The sequence below is a fragment of the Flavobacterium aquatile LMG 4008 = ATCC 11947 genome (assembly GCF_000757385.1).
GTDB classification, from domain to species: Bacteria; Bacteroidota; Bacteroidia; order Flavobacteriales; family Flavobacteriaceae; genus Flavobacterium; species Flavobacterium aquatile.
In genome coordinates, this window is sequence record NZ_JRHH01000003.1 from 622331 (window position 1) to 642512 (window position 20182).

A 20182-nucleotide genomic window follows, 5' to 3' on the forward strand; every position below is an offset into this window, starting at 1 on the left:
TAATAAGATTTTTACGAAATTTTATTTTATAGTAATTGCTAGCTTAAATATATTTGACTCTAAAACTTCGGTGTCATTGTCTTCGCATAAAAAAAACTCCATTTCATTACCCGATTTTTTTGAAAAAGTAATTCCTTCAAATTTATGAGTATCCGTTATTTTTTTAGTGAACTCTATTTTCATTGTTGTTGTGTCAATTCGTCCTATGATGCTGCCTAGAACTTCACCGTCGTCATAAGTTGATTCAGTATTTTCGGCTGTGGCGAGGAAATAAATTTTGTTTTCAATAAGAATAGCGTCGGTAAAACTGGTTCGACCGCCTTTTATTTTTGGAAGTTTGTATTCGTTTGCTAAAACTCTGAAATCATTAGTTAAATTCTCTCCATCAATTGTAAAAACTACATTTTTATTGGTTTTTCCGTTGCCACGATTGAATAAATACCACGACTGACCGTTATAAATTGCACCTTCAATATTAAAATCATCTGGAGTTATTTTACCAAAAGATTGCATTACCAAATACAAATCGGAAAGATCAGTAGTTGCAGTTACTTTTTTGGTTGTGGTATCGAATTGTACCATTTTATTACGATTTTCAGTTGAACCCGAACCAAAAATGTAAACATTATTTTCGAATTTTGTGATGGCTTCAAAATCGAGTTTCACTTTTTTAGGGGTATTTTCTTGTGGGTTTTCTATTAACGCGTGTTTTTCTAATTTTTGAGAATCAATGCGGTATTCATATAAGTACGAACTATTATCGCCAATAGCCAATATTGAATTGTCTTGATAAATTAATCCCGATGCTGAGCCAAGCCCAATGATTTTAAATAGTAGCGAAAGTTGAAATTTTTCCATAAGTTAGCAGATAAGTTTAGCCCAGATAGCAGCGGCATCCTTTTTCTTTTTTCTTTAAAAAGGAAAAGATAGAGCGTATAGCTGGAAATAGCTCCTCAAAAATAGTATTTTTACAATGATAAAACATAAATTATGAAATCAATTAACATAGAAGATTTTAAAGTTGTTGGGAAGATAAATTTATCGAAGTTGCCAACAAAATTGGATATTGACACCGATAGTGATCAGGAAGAAGAAGCGTTGGACAAAGTACAAGTGAAGTTGAGCAAGCGACAAGATGCGATGTATGCTCACAATAAATATGCGTTTTTAATTTGTTTACAAGGCATGGACACTAGCGGAAAGGACAGTTTGATTCGCGAAGTTTTTAAGGAATTTAATGCTCGTGGTGTTGTGGTTCATAGTTTTAAAACGCCCAATTCTAGCGAGTTGGAACACGATTATTTGTGGCGTCATTATTTGGCTTTGCCAGAAAAAGGAAAATTTGCTGTTTTCAATAGAACGCATTATGAAAATGTATTGGTAACACGAGTTCATCCAGAATATATTTTGTTTGAAAATTTACCCGGAATTGAAAAAGTAGAAGATATTACGCCACAGTTTTGGGAAGATCGATTTGAGCAAATTAACAATTTTGAAAAGCACATTTCTCAAAACGGAACTAAAATTTTGAAGTTTTATTTTCACATGAGTAAAGAAGAGCAACGCGAACGATTATTGAAGCGTTTGGAAAATCCTGAGGACAATTGGAAGTTTTCTACAGGCGACTTGAAAGAGCGTGAACGCTGGGATGATTACATGAAATATTACGAAGAAGCAATAAATAAAACGGCTAAAGAACACGCGCCTTGGTATATTGTTCCTGCTGATGATAAAGGTGTTGCGCGTTATATTGTAGCGAAAATTATTTGGGAAGAAATGCAAAAATTGACTGATATTACCGAACCAGAATTAGACCCGAAAGTGAAGGCAAATATTGAGGTTTATAGAGAACAGTTGAAGGGAAAATAGAACCAAATTTCACTATAAAGAATTCATAAAAATCTTGAAATTCGTGTGAACTTATCTATTATCTTTGCCAATTCAAAAAATGCACCGTGAACTTTTCTCAATATACAAAAGAATTTAGATACAATTTACACTTGGCTTACCCAGTAATTTTGGGTATGGTTGGTCATACTTTAATTGGAATTGTCGATAATATTATGGTTGGAAAGCTCGGCTCTACTGAGCTTGCTGCAGTTTCTTTAGGAAATAGTATGATATTTATTGCGATGTCTATTGGTATCGGATTTTCTACAGCAATTACACCAATGGTAGGTGAAGCCGATGCCGAAAATGACAACGGAAAAATTCGTTCGTTTTTTCATCACGGATTGTTTCTTTGTACGATTTTAGGATTTACATTATTCGGTGTTATTGTTTTAGCTAAGCCAATAATGGAGTTGTTGCACCAACCCAAAGACGTAATTGAATTGGCAAAACCTTATCTTGATTGGGTTGCCTTTTCTCTTGTTCCTTTAATAATTTATCAAGGTTATAAGCAATTTGCCGACGGACTTTCGATGACAAAATACTCGATGTATGCTATTGTCATGGCCAATGTTATTCACGTAATAATCAATTATTTTTTGATATACGGAATTTGGATTTTTCCTAAAATGGGAATTATTGGCGCTGCATTAGGAACGGTGATTTCTAGAATTATGATGGTGGCTTTTATGCACATTATTTTATCAAGACAAGAACGATTGAAGCAATACTTTAAAGGATTTAGTTTTGATGAAATTAAAAAAGAAGTCATCAAGAAAATTGTAAATATCGGTTTGCCATCGGCGATGCAAATGTTGTTTGAAGTAGTACTTTTTACAGCGGCAATTTGGTTGTGTGGTAACATCGGAAAAACAAGTCAAGCTGCTAATCAAATTGCACTGAGTTTGGCTTCAATGACGTTTATGTTCGCCATGGGATTGAGCGTTGTTTCGATGATTAGGGTAAGCAATCAAAAAGGGCTAAACGATTATAAAAACCTTGTAATTGTGGCACGTTCTATCTTTTTATTGGCGATTATTATCGAAATTATTTTCGCCGTTTTATTTGTTGCTTTTCATCAAATATTACCTCCATTATTCTTAGATATGAGTAATGAAATTCAGATGGTTGACAATCAAGAAGTCGTTATTATTGCAGCAAAATTACTTTTGGTGGCAGCAGTTTTCCAAATATCAGATGGAATTCAAGTAGTTGTTCTTGGTGCTTTACGTGGATTACAAGACGTGAAAATTCCGATGTATATTACTTTTGTCGCTTATTGGGTTATTGGTTTTCCAATTTCGTATTATCTTGGCGAGTATACCGAGTTGAAAGCAGTAGGCGTTTGGATCGGACTTTTAGCAGGATTATCAGCGGCAGCAATATTTTTGTATCTTCGCTTTCATTATTTGACAAAAAAACTTAATGAGAATTAAGGCTTTTCACTAATTACTAATCACTATTCACTAAAAATATGCAATTACCAAAATTTGTTTTAGCAGACAATTCCGATTTCCCTGATGATATTTTCATCATTCACCTTGATTTCCCTCGTTTTATTATCAATTTAAAAGACGATGAAGTTGAGTTTCTTGAAGATTTAGAAGGAGAAGACGAAACCGAATTAGAAAGCGAAATGGAACATTTAATTACACTTGCTGGAGAATTTTACGATAAAGAAATGGAAGGTTACGAAGAGTAATTTTCTATTTAAAATACTTTTCCAACAAACTTACAGCAGCTGCAAATGGTGACATTTCATCATTTTGCACTGCTTTTTTGTTTTGCTCAATCAATTCGATAATTTCTGGATGATTATAGAAATTCGATTTCAATTGCTCGTTAATCGTTTCCATCATCCAAAATTGATTTTGATCTTTTCTTTTTTCCTGAAAATAATGGTTTGATTTTGCCAATTCTAAATAATCAGAAATGGTATTCCAAACCTCATTAATTCCTTCTTTTGTATAAGAACTGCAGGTTGAAGCCGTTGGAATCCAGCCCGATTTTTTAGCTGGAAATAGGTGTAGAGCTCTATTGAATTCGGTTTTGGCTAGTTTTGCTTTATTGATATTATCACCATCAGCTTTGTTTATTACAATTGCATCGGCCATTTCCATAATACCACGTTTTATACCTTGCAATTCATCTCCTGCACCAGAAATTTTTAGTAATAAAAAGAAATCCACCATGCTGTGAACTGCGGTTTCGCTTTGTCCAACGCCAACAGTTTCAATAATTATGGTGTCAAATCCACAAGCTTCACATAGAATAATTGATTCACGTGTTTTTCTTGCAACGCCACCAAGTGTTTCTCCAGATGCCGATGGTCTAATAAACGCATTTTCATCTTTCACCAATTCTTCCATGCGGGTTTTATCACCAAGAATACTTCCATGCGAAATGGTACTACTTGGATCGACCGCGAGAACGGCTACTTTTTTCCCTAACGAAGTTAAATGCTTTCCAAAAGCTTCAATAAACGTACTTTTTCCAACACCTGGAACGCCAGTGATTCCTATTCTAACCGATTTATTTGCATTAGGTAAAACACCATTTATAACTTCATTGGCTTTCGATAAATGTTCTGGATTGGTGCTTTCTACCAAAGTTATAGCGCGACTCAAAGCCACTTTGTCATGTTTTAAAATTCCATCAATCAACTCTTTAGCCGACGGTTGTTTTTTCCGTAACTTTTGAATTTGTTGCACGGCATGAATGCTCAACGTATCAGGTTGATTGATACCGTCAATTTCTGAAAGTGCCGACTTTTTATCTGGTGTTTTCAAATGAAGATTTTACTTTGTGTAAAAATACAAAAATTGTAGTTAAATAGTACACACGTCAACTCCGTCTTTAACTACCTTTGCACTCTTTAATGCATAAAATGGAAAACATTATTCTTTTATTCTTATGTTTATTTTTGGGTTTGGCACTTCAAAAGGTGCCTCAATTCCCTAAAAATGCCTATCAAAGTCTAAATCAATATGTAATTTATGTTTCACTTCCAGCATTGGCATTTTATTACATTCCTAAAATTACAATTTCAATGTCGCTTTTGTATCCATTGGGAATTGCATGGCTCGGATTTGGCTTATCATTTCTATTCTTCTACACTTTAGGAACTTATTTAAAATGGTCAAAAAAACTAATTGGTTGCCTCATTTTAACTGGTGGATTAAGCAATACTTCCTTTGTAGGATTTCCAATTATTGAAGCTATTTATGGTCCAGAAGGTTTAAAAACAGCAATTATTGTAGATCAACCAGGTTCATTTGTAGTAGTTACAACATTGGGAATTTTGGTCGCAGCCAGTTTCTCAAGAGGCAACTTAAACACTTCAGAAATTCTAATGAAGATTCTTAAGTTTCCTCCATTTATAGCTTTTTCTATCGCCATTTTGTGTACTATTTTGTCAATGGATTTTCCAAGTTCATTGCAAAGTTCCTTTTTAAAAATAGGAAACACAGTTACTCCAGTTGCCTTAGTTGCCGTTGGATTACAATTAAAAATTGATGCAAGAAGTAAACATTGGTCTTTTTTGGCTTTGGGTTTATTCTTCAAACTATTAGTCATGCCCTTATTTTTCTTCATATTATATCGAATAATTTTTGGAGCAAAAGGTTTAGATATCGATGTCTCCATAATGGAATCGGCAATGGCGCCGATGATAACGGCTTCAATATTAGCCACAAATTACGGTTTGAAACCAAAATTAAGTAGCATGATGATTGGCATTGGAATTCCGCTTTCCTTTATTTCTCTCGCTTTTTGGTATTATATTTTAAAAATGTAGTACTAAAGTTTAGGAGCGAATCGCTTGCGCATTTTTTGTTTTCCATTTTCCTGCTACAAGAACTCGCTTCCCGATAAAAATCGGGAGAGCTCAAACAATTCTTGTATCAGGGCTAGACAGCATTTGTCTTTTGTAAAATCATCTTTTCAATAAAAAATTTATTTAAATATAGTTTCTAATCGATTATTACTTTTTACTAATCACATTTTTTTCTATTTTTACTTCTCAATTTATACAAAATGCAATTCAATCCAGAAGCACTACAAAAACTAATAAGAATAGTTGGAGAACAATTCGTTTTCACCGACGATGAAACCAGAAATCATTATGGTCACGACGAAACCGAAGATTATGTTTTTCCGCCAAGTGTTGTTGTAAAACCAGCCAATGCATTCGAAATTTCTGAAATTCTAAAACTAGCCAACGATTATAAAATTCCAACCACGCCAATAGGAGCAAGGACAGGTTTAAGCGGAGGAGCATTATCAATTTACAAAGGCATCGGTTTGTCGATGGAACGTCTCAATAAAATTATAGAAATTGATGAAAATAATTTGCAAATCACGACAGAACCAGCAGTAATTACTCAGGTTTTGCGTGAAGCTGTTGCAGAAAAAGGATTATTCTATCCTGTTGATCCAAGCAGTCAAGGAAGTTGTTGGATAGGAGGAAACGTAGCCGAAAATTCTGGTGGTGCAAGAGCTGTAAAATATGGTGTTACCAAAGATTATGTACTTAATTTAGAGGTCGTTTTACCCAACGGAGAAATCATTTGGACTGGTGCGAATACTCTGAAAAATTCAACTGGTTATAATTTAACGCAGTTAATGGTTGGAAGCGAAGGCACACTCGGAATTATAACAAAAATCGTTTTAAAATTATTGCCGCAGAATTCTCATAGCGTATTGATGTTGGTTCCGTTTTACAAGGCAAGTCAAGCTTGCGAAGCAGTTTCGGCAATTTTTAGAGATGGAATTGTACCAAGTGCTTTAGAATTTATGGAACGCGACGCCATCGATTGGACTTTGAAGTACCACGACGACATCAGTGTAAAAGTTAAAGACGAAGTTCAAGCGCATTTATTGATAGAAGTAGACGGAAATTATCCAGATATTTTGTTTTCTGAAGCCGAAAAAATAATGACAGTTTTGGAGCAGTTCGAAATTGACGAAGTATTATTTGCTGATACCGAAGACGAGAAAAATGCACTATGGAAAATGCGTCGTTCGGTAGCCGAAGCTGTAAAATCGAATTCTATTTATAAAGAAGAAGATACAGTTGTGCCACGATATGAATTGCCAAAACTATTAGAAGGAATAAAATCCATAGGAAATAAATACGGATTCAAATCGGTTTGTTATGGTCATGCCGGCGATGGAAATTTGCATGTAAATATTATAAAATCGGATATGTCAGATGATAATTGGCTAACACAAGTTCCACTTGGAATTCGCGAAATATTTGAACTGACTGTTGGTTTAAAAGGGACATTATCTGGAGAACACGGAATAGGTTTCGTACAAAAAAACTATATGGATATCGCTTTTACAAAAACACATTTAGAATTGATGGAAAGTATCAAACGTGTTTTTGATCCGAATAATATTTTAAATCCTGGTAAGATTTTTCCAGACGAATTGTAGAAAAATACGATTTTATACGTATTTCACCGTTGTTAAAAGTAAAATAGTTTTACATCATCATTAACCCACAAAATTTAAACATGATGAAAAAATTACTTTTTACAACATTCTTACTTGCCGGAACCTTTTTTTGTAATGCGCAAGAAACTAAATTCGGAGTGAAAGCCGGAGTTGATTTTGCTACAGCCAAAGTAAAATTTTTAGGAACAACAGCTACCTCATCAGAAACTGGCTTTTTTGTTGGAGGTTTTGCTAACATCGGAATTTCGGAACAATTTTCTGTACAGCCCGAAGTTTTGTATGTTGCAATTAAAGATTTCAACTTTTTGAGTGTACCAATTTTAGCTAAATATTCGGTTTCAAAAGAATTCGGAATTTTGGCTGGACCAAGTTTGAATTACTTCCTTGACGCAGAAGAAGACGAATTTAAAGTAAACATTGATTTTGGAGCTTCTTATGATGTTACAGAAGACATCGAAGTAAATGCAAAATACTCATTAGGAATGGGTGATGTGAGCATCAGCGGAATCTTTATTGGCGCAGGTTACAAGTTCTAAGATATAAAATAGTACAAAAAAAACCGCTGTAATTGCTACAGCGGTTTTCTATTATATTAAAACGTAAAATTATTTTACAGAGAAAGTAACTCTTCTTACAATTTGACGTGCAGCTTTAGAATCTTTGTTCACAGAAGCATCTTCACCGTTAGCAACAACAGTTAATCTTGAAGCGCTAATTCCTGAGTTAACAGCGATATTTTTAACTGCATCAGCTCTTCTTTGAGATAAAGCTTGGTTGTAACTTGCGTCACCAACTTCGTCAGCATATCCAATGATTTGAGCATTTGTAGAAGGATTTGCTTTTAGGTATTTCACTAAGAAATCAACTCCAGAAACTGAAGAACTTGTTGGTGTATCAGAATTAAAGTCAAAGTAAACATTTACATATCCACCGTTGATTAATTCTTCTATAGTACCATTTGACGCAACATTACCATTTTGTCCATAAGTTTTATCTAAATAGCTTTCTAATTCGTCTGGAACACCATTTTTGTTAACATCAACAGCTTGTCCTTTAGAATTAACAGCAACTCCAGTTGTAGTATTTTGCTCTAAATCGTATAAATCTGCAACACCATCTTTGTCGGTATCAACAAGACCAGTTTCGATAAAAGCAATTCTTTTTTCAAGTGCTTCAATTTCTTCTGTTTTATTTTCAAAATACCAGTCTGCATGTTTTTCGTTTTTACCTAAGTAAAAAGTCAAACCAACAGAAGCGTTCATTACAATTCCATCAATAGCACTAGTATTAACCTGACTCATTCCGTCAAAGTTGTGTTGTTGCTTACCGTTAGCAATTCCAGTAATATCACCAGTTAAAACAACATTATTGCTTAATTTTATTTGACCAGTTAATCCAAGAATTCCGTTACCCATGTAATCTTCACCTTCAAAACCGTTTTTAGATGTCAATTGAGAAGCACCAAATCCACCGTGTGCTAATAAACCAAATGTATTCGTCCAAGTTTCAAAATTTAAAACTCTACCAATATTTACAACTCCCTGCAAACTTGTTCTTAAATATGTACTTTCAAATGGAGCACTTGAGTTTCCGTCTTCAAATTTATCATATCCAAAATCTAATTTTACTCCAAATTTTGGGTTAAACATATATCTAACTCCTAAATCTGCGTGGAAAAGATTAAACGTTTTTGTATAATAACCAGAGCTCATAGTTCTCGTTGGTTTATTAACACCGCCATTTAATTCAATTGACCATTTGTCAAAACCTGATTCTTTTTCTTCTGTTTCTTGTGCATTAACGTTTGCAATAGAAATCATTAAAAAGGATAATAATAGTAAACACTTCTTCATAATTCTTTAATTTAATTAAACTCTTTCTCTCTTTTTTAGTAAAAATTTACTGCAAAGATAGAGGTTATGCTAATAGTTAGCTTACATCCTAACTTTAATATTATACATAATTGCCATGTTTGATTGGTAATATTTCTGGTAATTAAGAATTAAAAAATAGCATTGGTGGGTATTTTTGATTAAGATAGAATTATGTGCAATAAATAAGTACTAAATTAGGAATACTGATAAAAATTTAATTTAATCTATTTTTGTAGAATAAATGAAAAATAATGCTTTTTATCTATTTATTCTGTTGTTTAATCGATGTTTTTGCTTAAGAAAGTTTAATATATTCGAGGTTTTAGTTATTAAAATTTAAAAAAATCGACAGAAATAGGTCGAAATTTGTGATATAAGCAATAATTGTGTTTTTGAAAAAAGGTACTTATTTATAAACTAAGTCAATTTTATAAGTTTTATGTATAAAAAAAACGCTTATAATAGAATAAGCGCTCATTTTAATTAATCTCTCTTAGGAGTGTTTTTTTTAATTCGTTTTTCCTCTTTTTTTTCTTTTGCAGTTTTAAGAGGTTCTTTTTTTTCCGTTTTTTTTGCGTCTTGACTTTTTGCCATGATATCTTTTTTTTGAGTTAGTTAAATTTTAGTTTAGTAAATGTATGAAATAAAGTCATATAATAAAAAGTAAGTTGTAAATAAAAATCCCCAACTGCTTTCACAATTGAGGATATTATTTTTGAACTGCAATCTAAAAACTGCAAATCGTTGTTTAATTTTTATTCGTTAACCAAAACCCATTCGCCATTAGCTAGTAAACTTTCGGCTTTTTTGAATTTCATAGTTTCGGTTTTTCCAGTTGCAACTTGTTTAATAGTTACATTATCATTTCTGTTAATTTTTGGTTGGTCGCGAACGATAGTTTCTGTTACCTGACGTTGCTGTGTTTGTCCAGCTTCTCTATTTTGTTGTGCCAGTTCTTCGCTGTTGGCAATTTCACTTCTAGATTCGGTATAATTTTCTTTTTGGCGTACCTCATTTCTAGCGTCTTGAATGTTGTTTTGTTGTTGCGGTAAATCACCTTTAAATAAAAATGAAATCACTTCTTTGTTAACACCATCAAGCATTGTTCTAAATAATTTGAATGCTTCCAATTTGTAGATTAGTAACGGATCCTTTTGTTCGTGAACGGCTAATTGAACTGATTGTTTCAACTCGTCCATTTTACGTAAGTGTTTTTTCCAAGCTTCATCAACAATTGCTAAAGTGATGTTTTTTTCGAAATCGGCAACCAATTGTGCACCATTAGATTCGTAAGCTTTTTTCAAATCGGTAACCACGTTCAACGATTTAATTCCGTCTGTAAATGGAACTATAATTCGTTCAAATTTATTTCCTTCTTGCTCATAAACATTTGCAATAATAGGGAAGGCTTCACGCGCGCTTCTTTCGGTTTTTTCAGTGTAATACTGCATTGCTGCTTTGTATACTTTACCTGTAATTTCGGTTTCAGATAATTTAGAAAAATCACCTTCGGATATTGGAGAAGTGATAGAGAAATAACGGATTAATTCAAATTCGAAATTTTTAAAATCTCCAGATGCTTTGTTATCACTAACGATAACTTCGCAAGTGTCATACATCATGTTGGCAATATCTAATTTTAGACGTTCACCATGCAAAGCGTGACGACGACGTTTGTAAACTACTTCACGTTGAGCATTCATAACATCATCATATTCTAACAAACGTTTACGTGTTCCAAAGTTGTTTTCTTCTACTTTTTTCTGAGCTCTTTCAATAGATTTAGTCATCATAGAGTGTTGAATAACTTCACCTTCTTTCAATCCCATTCTGTCCATAACTTTGGCAACTCTATCTGAACCAAATAAACGCATTAAGTTATCTTCTAAAGAAACATAAAATTGCGAACTTCCTGGATCACCTTGACGACCAGCACGACCACGTAACTGACGGTCAACACGACGCGAATCGTGACGTTCTGTACCAATAATTGCTAATCCGCCAGCCGCTTTTACTTCTGGAGTTAGTTTGATATCGGTTCCACGACCAGCCATATTAGTTGCAATCGTTACAACACCAGGTTTTCCTGCTTCGGCAACAATTTCTGCTTCACTTTTGTGCATTTTAGCGTTCAACACGTTGTGATTAACACCGCGCATTTTTAACATTCGACTCAATAATTCTGAAATTTCAACCGAAGTTGTTCCAATTAAAACTGGTCTTCCAGCTGCTGAAAGTTGCGTTACATCTTCAATTACTGCATTGAATTTTTCACGAACCGAACGGTAAATTAAATCTTCTTTATCTTGACGAGCCATTCCTCTATTAGTCGGAATTTCAACAACGTCTAATTTATATATTTGCCATAACTCACCAGCTTCTGTTACTGCAGTTCCGGTCATACCTGCCAATTTACTGTACATACGGAAATAATTTTGCAATGTAATAGTAGCAAATGTTTGAGTTGCAGCTTCAATAGTAACATTTTCTTTTGCTTCAATAGCTTGGTGTAATCCATCAGAATAACGACGACCATCCATGATACGACCTGTTGATTCGTCTACAATCATCACTTTATTGTCCATGATTACATATTCTGTATCTTTTTCAAATATCGTGTAGGCTTTTAATAGCTGCGTAAGTGTATGAATTCGCTCTGACTTTACTGCAAAATCTTGAAATAATTTCTCTTTAGCTTCTGCTTCTTGATCTTTTTCAAGGTTTTGTTTTTCGATGTTTGCAATCTCTGTTCCAATATCTGGAAGAACGAAAAACGTATCGTCGGTATCTTGAGACAAGAATTTAATTCCGTTATCTGATAATTCTACTTGATTGTTTTTTTCTTCGATTACAAAATACAAAGCTTCGTCAACCATTGGCATTTTGCGATTGTTGTCTTGCATGTATTCATTTTCAGTTTTTTGTAAAAGGGCTTTTATTCCTTCTTCACTTAAAAACTTAATTAACGCTTTGTTTCTTGGATATGCACGGAATGCTCTTAATAATTGAAAACCTCCGTCTTTAGTATTTCCTTCTTTAATAAGTTTTTTAGCTTCGGTTAAAAATCCGTTAGCTAACTGACGTTGTAAATTGAAAAGATTTTCGATTTTTGGTTTCAATTCATTAAATTCATGACGATCACCATCTGGAACCGGACCAGAAATAATTAATGGTGTTCTAGCATCATCAATTAATACCGAATCGACCTCGTCGACAATAGCATAATTGTGTTTTCTTTGAACTAAATCTTCTGGCGAATGCGCCATGTTATCTCTTAAGTAATCAAATCCAAATTCGTTATTTGTTCCATAAGTAATGTCGGCTTCATAAGCTTTTCTTCTTGCAACCGAGTTTGGAGAATGGTTATCGATACAATCTACTGTGATTCCGTGGAATTCGAATAAAGGTGCTTTCCATGTACTATCTCGTTTTGCTAAGTAGTCATTCACGGTTACTAAATGCACACCATTTCCAGTCAATGCATTTAAATAAAGTGGAAGAGTTGCTACAAGAGTTTTTCCTTCACCTGTTTGCATTTCAGATATTTTTCCTTCGTGAAGTACGATTCCACCAATTAACTGAACGTCGTAGTGAATCATGTCCCAAGTGATTTCTTTTCCAGCAGCATTCCACGTATTAGACCAATTGGTTTGATCGCCAACTAAAGTAATGTAAGGTTTTGTAGCTGATAATTCTCTATCTTTTTCAGTTGAGGTAACTGTAATTATAGAATTTTCTTTGAAACGTCTTGCAGTTTCTTTCACAACAGCAAAAGCTTCTGGAAGAATTTCCATCAAAACTTTTTCAGAGATTTCGTAAGCTTCTTTTTCTAAAGCGTCCATTGCATTGTAGATGTCTTCTCTGTCATCAATGTCAATTGTGTTTTCTGCTTTTAGTTTAAGTTCGGCAATTTTAGCATCTTTTTCGGCTCTTGCTTGCTTAATTTTTTCTTTGAAAGTAACGGTTTTCGCTCTTAATTCGTCATTTGACAATGCCATTAATGCACTTTCAAATGATTTTATTTTGACTACTAAAGGTTGGATTGCCTTTACGTCTTTTTGAGATTTATCACCTACAAATGCTTTAAGTATGCTATTTATGAAACTCATAATGGTTTTATTTTATATTTTTAGTGTTCCGAAAGTTCGGGATTGCGAATTTAAACAAAAAAAAAGCCCCAATGGAGACTTTTCTTCTGTTGTTTTAGTTTATTTTTAATATTCGTCCTCGTTCCAAAGATAATCTTCGTCGGTTGGATAATCTGGCCAAATTTCTTCCATAGATTCATAAATTTCACCTTCGTCTTCAATAGACTGAAGATTTTCTACTACTTCAAGTGGAGCACCAGCTCTAATTGCGTAATCGATCAACTCATCTTTGGTAGCAGGCCACGGTGCATCACTTAAATACGATGCTAATTCTAATGTCCAATACATCTTCTTTGGGTTTTAATTTGTGCAAAAATAAATTTATTACTGAAAAAGTCAAGTTTTTTTTGATTTATTTTTCAATAAAGTTTAAGAACGTCTTTTTTTTAAATTCCAAATTTTAAATTCCAAACTCCAAAAATGCTCTATTTTTAGATACATTGTAGGATTTAAATGTTGGAATTTGGAATTTTACTTTTGAAGTTTTAAGACACTACTTTCTCGGTATCCATTGAACTTCATCGGCGTTTAAATCGAATGACAACTTCCGTGCCAATACAAAAAGGTAGTCAGAAAGTCGGTTTAGGTACTTAATTACGAGTTCGTCTGTTGGTTCGATGTCATTTAAATGTACGGCTAATCGTTCGGCGCGACGGCAAACGCACCGTGCAATATGACAATATGACACAGTTGTGTGTCCGCCTGGAAGTACGAAATGTGTCATTTGCGGAAGCGATTCTTCCATGGCATCGATTTGATTTTCTAGGTATTCTATATCAGATTCTTGAATGCCAAGATTTTGTAGTCTTTTTTGACCGTTTTTAAGTGTTTCTTTTTCTGGTGGAGTTGCTAGAATTGCGCCAACGGTAAAAAGTCTATCTTGAACTTCTATTAATACGTTTTTGTAAAGTTGATTCATTTCTTGGTCACGAATCAAACCGATGTGGGAATTTAATTCGTCAACGGTTCCATAACTTTCAATTCGGATGTGGTGTTTGGGAACTCTTGTGCCACCAAATAGTGCGGTTGTTCCTGTGTCACCTGTTTTTGTATATACTTTCATTGCTGATATTAGATTTTTGATATTAGATAGTAGATTTTGGAATCTAAATTTCTAAAATTTCTTTTTTCAAAGGTAACAAAAATTAAAATGGATTGTTAACTAGCCCTGACAGGAGAAAGTAGCTCTCGTTTTTTAACGAGACTACTTTGTATGGCAGGAATAAGGATTACTGATAAAGCCCAAGCGATTCGCTCCTCATTAATCTATAAATGATCGGTATTTTGGGTGTCGCTTTCTATTAATCCGTCACGTAAACGTATGATTCTGTGAGCATATTTGGCGATGTCTTCCTCGTGAGTTACCAGGATTACGGTGTTTCCCGAGGCATGAATGTCTCCAAAAAGTTTCATTATTTCTACGGAAGTTTTACTGTCTAGATTTCCTGTTGGCTCATCGGCAAGAATGATGGATGGTTTATTGACCAAAGCTCTTGCAACAGCAACTCTTTGACGTTGTCCACCCGAAAGTTGGTTGGGTTGGTGGTCCATTCTATCGGATAGATTTACTTGTGTTAGTACTTCGGTTGCACGTGCATTTCTCTCGGATTTTGAATATCCAGCGTAAATCATTGGTAATGCGACGTTGTCTAATGCAGTTGTTCTTGGTAATAGGTTGAAGGTTTGGAAGACGAATCCGATTTCTTTGTTTCGGATTTCTGCCAAATCGTCGTCGTGCATTTGACTCACGTCTTTTCCGTTAAGGATATAGCTTCCAGAAGTTGGGGTGTCTAAACATCCTAAAAGGTTCATTAAGGTAGATTTTCCTGAACCCGATGGACCCATTAATGCTACATATTCGCCTTTGTTTATTTGTAAATCGATTCCTTTAAGTACGTATATTATTTCGCTACCTAGCACGAAATCACGCTTTATATTGGTGATGTTGATGAGTGATTGTGACATATCTTCTTTTGACTAATTTATAGCATTAGTAGTTAATAACTGGATAAAGTTACAAACTTTAACAACAAAAAACGAGAATTGTGTAAGATTAAAAAATAAATGTGTAACGCCGCTGATTGATGTTAGGACTAATTTTACATTAAATATTAAAACTTATTAATTATGAAAAAAGGTATATTAAAATTCGGATTGTTTTCGATGGTTCTTTTAGGGTTGGTTTCTTGTAAAAATGATGAAAAAGAGTTGGCTGATAAAAGAATTAGCGAATTAGAAAGTTATGTAGATTCATTGAAAACGGTTGCTGCTGCAGATATGGAAACCAATTGGGATCAAATTGCTGCAGATTTCGACAGAAAAAGCACGGAAGCTAATGCTGCGTTGACAAATTTGGATGAAGAAACGAGAAATACATCACAACAAAAAATTGATGCTGCGCGTTCATCTTATGATGGTTTTAAAGTAACTATTGAAACTAAAGCTGCTGAAACTACTGCAGTTGCTAGTAATCCGAATCAAATGTTACGTGACAGATTTTTTGGTGCTGGTAAAGTAGGTGAGGACATGAATTTTTCTTGGGTAAACAAAGACAATATCTTGAGTGTTTATGATGCTTTCTTTCAGTCTTATAAAGATAATAAAGAATCATTTACAAGAGAAGATTATGATGAAGTAAAATTAATGTATGAAGCATTGGATAGTAGAAAAAATACTGTTGAAAAAGAAGGATTAAGTTCTGAAGACAACGGTAAAATTGCTTCTATCAAATTTAAATTTGGACCAATGTTTAAAATGAACAGAATGGGTGCAAAAAGTAGAGAAACTGCTGAAGCAAAAGAATAATATTAAGTATGATTATTAATTCAGGAAAAGACAATCAGGGATGGTTGTCTTTTTTTTATGCCCTAATCACAAAATGTTCTCTCTTTTGTTCAATTCTAAAGAAAACAATTCCCCATTGAAACGTGTCAATAGTAACGGTAACTTTTGTATGATTTTTAATAATTTCCCAAGCTTCTTCCATGTCTTGGCTCCAATGAATATCATCGAAAATCCAAACAGAATCGTTAGTAATTATAGGAAGTAATAGCTCAAAATACTCCAAAGTAGCTTTTTTAGAATGATTACCGTCAAAATAAATCAGTTGGCAATGTTCAGTGTTCAGTTGGCAGTTTCTTAGATAATTTTCAAATTTTGTGTTTACAAATTCAATATTATTTAGATTTTGCAATTGACATTGATTTTTTGCAATTGCCATTGTATTTGGGCAACCTTCTAAAGTAATAATCTTAGCATTTTTATTACCTAAGGACATTGCTGAAGTTGCTAAACCTAATGAAGTTCCAATTTCTAGAATGTTTTCTGGCTGAAAATAATTTACAATTCTAAATAATAACTCTGCTCTTTTAGAAGAAATTCCGGCGTTTTTAGCAATTTGATTGGTGGCTCGAGTGTTGCTTTTAAAAACTCGCGAACCAGCACCAAAATCGGTTACTTCAATGGTGTTTTTATTTTCTAAAAGTGAATTTCTGTAGTTTTTTAAAATAGAATATTCACGATAATTCTTTTTATCATAAAAACATTTCGTAACCAAATCAAACACAAATGGCGAATGCACTCCATGTTGATTCTTGGAGTTCCAGAGGAAGTTTAGATATGATTTTATATGTTGTAGCAAATCTTTCTATTACACAAAGTTACACTAAGATGTCACAGAGATACACAAAGTTATTATAATCTGTTTGAATCAATCTCATTTTCTTTGTGAGACTTTGCGATTACTTTGCGAATCTTAGTGAAATAATTTATTCCATTTTGGAAGAAAGTTCAAACCAACGTTCTTCTTTTTCTTCCTTTAAATTAATTACTTTTTGAAGTTCCAAAGCTTTCGCTTCAATTTCATTGTCAGCAACTTTTCCGTCAGAAAATAATTGTTCAATTTGTTTCTTTTGGTGTTCTAAATCTTTGATTTCTTTTTCGATTTTATTGAACTCTTTTTGTTCGTTAAAATTCAATCCTGCCGAAATAGTTTTGGCTTGTTTCCAATTGTTCTTTTCTTTGTTATCGTCTTTATTCGCTGGTTCAGCCGAGTCTTCATACGCTCTAAAATCAGAATAATTTCCTGGGAAGTTTTCTACAATTCCGTCGCCTCTAAAAACGAATAAATCATCAACAATTTTATCCATAAAATACCTATCGTGCGAAACCACAAGCAAACAACCCGGAAAATCCAACAAGAAACTTTCCAATACATTCAACGTTACAATATCAAGATCATTCGTTGGCTCATCCAAAATCAAGAAATTCGGATTCTGAATCAAAACCGTACATAAATACAATCGTTTCAATTCGCCACCACTCAATTTTTCAACAAAATCATATTGTTTTTTGCTGTCAAATAAAAAGCGCTCCAATAACTGACTTGCCGAAATCAATTTCCCTTTCATCAAAGGAATATATTCGCCATATTCCTTAATAATATCAATAACACGTTGTCCAGGTTTTGGGTTAATTCCGCTTTGCGTGTAATAACCAATTTTTATTGTATCTCCAGTAATAACTTTACCAGAATCGGTCGGAATGGTTTGTGTCAACAAGTTCAAAAATGTCGATTTTCCTGTTCCGTTTTTACCAATAATTCCAATTCGCGCACCACGCTGAAAATCGAAACTAAAATTCTCCAAAATCTTTTTATCACCAAACTTTTTCGAAATTTTATGCAACTCAATGATCTTGCTTCCAAGACGTTCCATGTTAATTTCAAGTTCGATTTTGTTCTCTTTTCGGCGACTTTCTGCCTTTTCTTTAATCACATAAAAATCATCTTGACGCGATTTCGATTTAGTAGTTCGCGCTTTTGGTTGTCTTCGCATCCAAGCCAATTCTTTCACAAAAAGGTTTTGCGCTTTATCAATAGAAGCATTTTCCGAAGCTAATCGTTCTTCTTTTTTCTCTAAATAATAAGAATAATTTCCTTTGTAACTATATAATTTTCCATTATCCAATTCTATAATTTCGTTGCAAACGCGTTCCAAAAAGAAACGGTCGTGCGTAACCATAAATAATGTAACATTTTCTTTAGCAAAATAACTTTCCAACCATTCAATCATCTCCAAATCAAGGTGATTCGTTGGCTCATCCAAAATCAATAAATCGGGTTTATTTATCAAAATAATCGCCAATGAAAGACGTTTTTTCTGTCCACCAGACATGTTTTTCACTTTCAATTTGAAATCTTCCAACTTCAATTTGAACAAAATTTGTTTAAATTGCGTTTCAAAATCCCAAGCATTAAAACGATCCATATCGTCAAACGCTTTTTCATAAGCTTCTGCATCTTCTGGATTTTCAAGTGCTTTTTCGTAACGCTCGATTACATGTAGAATTTCATTATCAGACGCAAAAATACTTTCTTCAACCGTCAACTCATCTTGTAATTGTGGAACCTGAGATAAAAAAGACATTTTAATATCTTTTCTCATAACAACTTGCCCAGTATCAGGGGTATCGTCGCCGTTAATAATTTTCATTATTTGGGTTTTTCCCGACCCATTTTTGGCAATAAAAGCAATTTTTTGGTCTTTATTAATTCCAAACGAAATGTTTTCAAATAATGTTCTTTCGCCAAATGACTTCTTAATATTTTCTACAGAAAGGTAATTCACAAGTGTATTTTTTTTGCAAAAGTAGATTATATTTGTCAAATGCAACTATCTGTTATCATCCTAAATTATAATGTGCGCTATTTTTTAGAGCAATGCGTTTTAAGTGTTCAAAAAGCACTTGAACATATTGATGGTGAAATTATTGTAATTGACAATAACTCGTCAGACGATAGTTGTGCAATGATGAAAGAATTGTTTCCAAATGTAAAACTCATCGAAAATAAAGAAAATCTAGGTTTTCCAAAAGGAAATAACATTGGAGTTGCACAAGCCAAAGGCGAATACATTTGCATTTTAAATCCAGATACTGTTGTAGCAGAAGATACTTTTATTAAAATATTAGATACTAAAAACTGGCATCCAAATACTGGGATTATTGGCTGCAAATTAATTGACGGAACTGGAAAGTTTTTGCCAGAAAGTAAACGCGGCATTCCAACTCCTTGGGTTGCGTTTACAAAAATCTTTGGATTGTATAAAATTTCAAATCTATTCGGAAAATATTACGCCCAACATTTAACCGAAAATGAATCTGGAAAAGTAGAGATTCTCGTTGGAGCTTTTATGGTTATGAAACGAGAATTGTATAATGATATTGGAGGTTTCGATGAAAATTGCTTCATGTATTCCGACGATATTGATTTGAGCTATATAGTTTTGCAAAAAGGAAAATCGAATTATTATTTTCATGAAACAACGGTAATTCATTATAAAGGAGAAAGTACCATTCGTGACGAAAAGTATATGAAACGTTTTCAAGAAGCGATGAATTTCTTTTATTCTAAGCACTTTAAAAAGTCGTTTGTTTTCGATGTTTTTATGAAAATTGGAGCATTTGTATTTTCGCTAATAAAGAAAAATCAATCCAAAGAAATAAAAAGAACGATTGATGAATATATAATCTTTTCAAAGGATTTATTAGATTTGAATTTGAATAAAAAAGAAACAATTTTAAATGATTTTTCTAGGTTTAAAAACAATTCAAATTTGAATATCGAAATCATTTTTGATACAAAATCGTTTAGTTATAAGGATATTATAAACTTCATGAATTGTAATAAAAGTAAAAATTTAACATTTAAGAATTATATTCCGAACTCAAATTTCATCATCGGAAGTAATAATTCAATCGATAGAGGAGAAATTATCGTTATAAAAAATTAGTATATTCTTCGCAAAATGT

Annotated in this window: 17 protein-coding genes; 8 read left to right on the forward strand and 9 right to left on the reverse strand. The window is 33.3% G+C overall.

Annotation, left to right across the window (positions count from 1 at the left end; genetic code table 11):
• Nucleotides 1-21 precede the first annotated feature (21 nt).
• Nucleotides 22-858, reverse strand: coding sequence for a DUF6929 family protein (locus LG45_RS08825; RefSeq protein WP_035126258.1), 837 nt, complete (start codon nt 856-858; stop codon nt 22-24).
• Between the two features lie 132 nt (nt 859-990).
• On the opposite strand from LG45_RS08825, the gene LG45_RS08830 reads away from it, so the two are divergent.
• From LG45_RS08830 to LG45_RS08840, 3 genes are all read left to right on the forward strand, one after another.
• Nucleotides 991-1869 (forward strand): PPK2 family polyphosphate kinase, encoded by an 879-nt coding sequence (locus LG45_RS08830; protein ID WP_035126260.1) that lies wholly within the window; start codon nt 991-993, stop codon nt 1867-1869.
• A gap of 86 nt (nt 1870-1955) precedes the next feature.
• The gene (locus LG45_RS08835) at nt 1956-3326 is read left to right on the forward strand and encodes an MATE family efflux transporter (RefSeq protein WP_035126263.1); all 1371 of its coding nucleotides are present in this window, start codon (nt 1956-1958) and stop codon (nt 3324-3326) included.
• 38 nt (nt 3327-3364) lie between these two features.
• On the forward strand, nt 3365-3592 hold the full coding sequence (locus LG45_RS08840) for a hypothetical protein (RefSeq protein WP_035126265.1): 228 nt from the start codon (nt 3365-3367) through the stop codon (nt 3590-3592).
• Nucleotides 3593-3596: 4 nt separating this feature from the next.
• On the opposite strand, the gene meaB is transcribed toward LG45_RS08840, so the two are convergent.
• A complete protein-coding gene (meaB, locus tag LG45_RS08845; protein WP_035126268.1) occupies nt 3597-4679 on the reverse strand; it encodes a methylmalonyl Co-A mutase-associated GTPase MeaB in 1083 nt (360 codons plus the stop codon).
• Between the two features lie 98 nt (nt 4680-4777).
• On the opposite strand from meaB, the gene LG45_RS08850 reads away from it, so the two are divergent.
• From LG45_RS08850 to LG45_RS08860, 3 genes are all read left to right on the forward strand, one after another.
• Complete coding sequence (locus tag LG45_RS08850) at nt 4778-5686, forward strand: AEC family transporter (RefSeq protein ID WP_035126270.1); 909 nt, start codon at nt 4778-4780, stop codon at nt 5684-5686.
• A 239-nt stretch (nt 5687-5925) separates the two neighbouring features.
• Nucleotides 5926-7329: an FAD-binding oxidoreductase gene (locus LG45_RS08855; protein WP_035126272.1), complete on the forward strand. Its 1404-nt coding sequence runs from the start codon at nt 5926-5928 to the stop codon at nt 7327-7329.
• An 83-nt stretch (nt 7330-7412) separates the two neighbouring features.
• The gene (locus LG45_RS08860) at nt 7413-7886 is read left to right on the forward strand and encodes an outer membrane beta-barrel protein (RefSeq protein ID WP_165570800.1); all 474 of its coding nucleotides are present in this window, start codon (nt 7413-7415) and stop codon (nt 7884-7886) included.
• Nucleotides 7887-7955: 69 nt separating this feature from the next.
• Here LG45_RS08860 and LG45_RS08865 read toward each other — a convergent pair whose 3' ends face one another.
• The 5 genes from LG45_RS08865 to LG45_RS08885 all read right to left on the reverse strand — a co-directional run bounded on the left by LG45_RS08865 (nt 7956) and on the right by LG45_RS08885 (nt 15337).
• Nucleotides 7956-9203 (reverse strand): OmpA family protein, encoded by a 1248-nt coding sequence (locus LG45_RS08865; protein WP_035126273.1) that lies wholly within the window; start codon nt 9201-9203, stop codon nt 7956-7958.
• Nucleotides 9204-9979: 776 nt separating this feature from the next.
• Nucleotides 9980-13333 carry a preprotein translocase subunit SecA gene (gene secA / locus LG45_RS08870; protein WP_035126275.1) on the reverse strand — a complete coding sequence of 1118 codons (3354 nt, stop codon included), beginning with the start codon at nt 13331-13333 and terminating at the stop codon, nt 9980-9982.
• Nucleotides 13334-13438: 105 nt separating this feature from the next.
• The gene (locus LG45_RS08875; RefSeq protein WP_022828503.1) at nt 13439-13660 is read right to left on the reverse strand and encodes a DUF2795 domain-containing protein; all 222 of its coding nucleotides are present in this window, start codon (nt 13658-13660) and stop codon (nt 13439-13441) included.
• 205 nt (nt 13661-13865) lie between these two features.
• The gene (locus LG45_RS08880; RefSeq protein WP_035126278.1) at nt 13866-14435 is read right to left on the reverse strand and encodes a cob(I)yrinic acid a,c-diamide adenosyltransferase; all 570 of its coding nucleotides are present in this window, start codon (nt 14433-14435) and stop codon (nt 13866-13868) included.
• Between the two features lie 203 nt (nt 14436-14638).
• A complete protein-coding gene (locus tag LG45_RS08885; protein WP_035126280.1) occupies nt 14639-15337 on the reverse strand; it encodes an ABC transporter ATP-binding protein in 699 nt (232 codons plus the stop codon).
• Between the two features lie 162 nt (nt 15338-15499).
• On the opposite strand from LG45_RS08885, the gene LG45_RS08890 reads away from it, so the two are divergent.
• Nucleotides 15500-16177, forward strand: a complete 678-nt coding sequence (locus LG45_RS08890) for a hypothetical protein (RefSeq protein WP_035126282.1) — start codon at nt 15500-15502, stop codon at nt 16175-16177.
• Nucleotides 16178-16232: 55 nt separating this feature from the next.
• On the opposite strand, the gene LG45_RS08895 is transcribed toward LG45_RS08890, so the two are convergent.
• Together LG45_RS08895 and LG45_RS08900 are read right to left on the reverse strand one after the other, a co-directional pair.
• Nucleotides 16233-17012: an O-methyltransferase gene (locus LG45_RS08895; protein ID WP_035126284.1), complete on the reverse strand. Its 780-nt coding sequence runs from the start codon at nt 17010-17012 to the stop codon at nt 16233-16235.
• A gap of 127 nt (nt 17013-17139) precedes the next feature.
• Nucleotides 17140-18999, reverse strand: coding sequence for an ABC-F family ATP-binding cassette domain-containing protein (locus LG45_RS08900; RefSeq protein WP_035126286.1), 1860 nt, complete (start codon nt 18997-18999; stop codon nt 17140-17142).
• Nucleotides 19000-19038: 39 nt separating this feature from the next.
• Between LG45_RS08900 and LG45_RS08905 the strand changes: the two genes are divergently transcribed.
• Complete coding sequence (locus LG45_RS08905; protein ID WP_035126288.1) at nt 19039-20163, forward strand: glycosyltransferase family 2 protein; 1125 nt, start codon at nt 19039-19041, stop codon at nt 20161-20163.
• Nucleotides 20164-20182 lie beyond the last annotated feature (19 nt).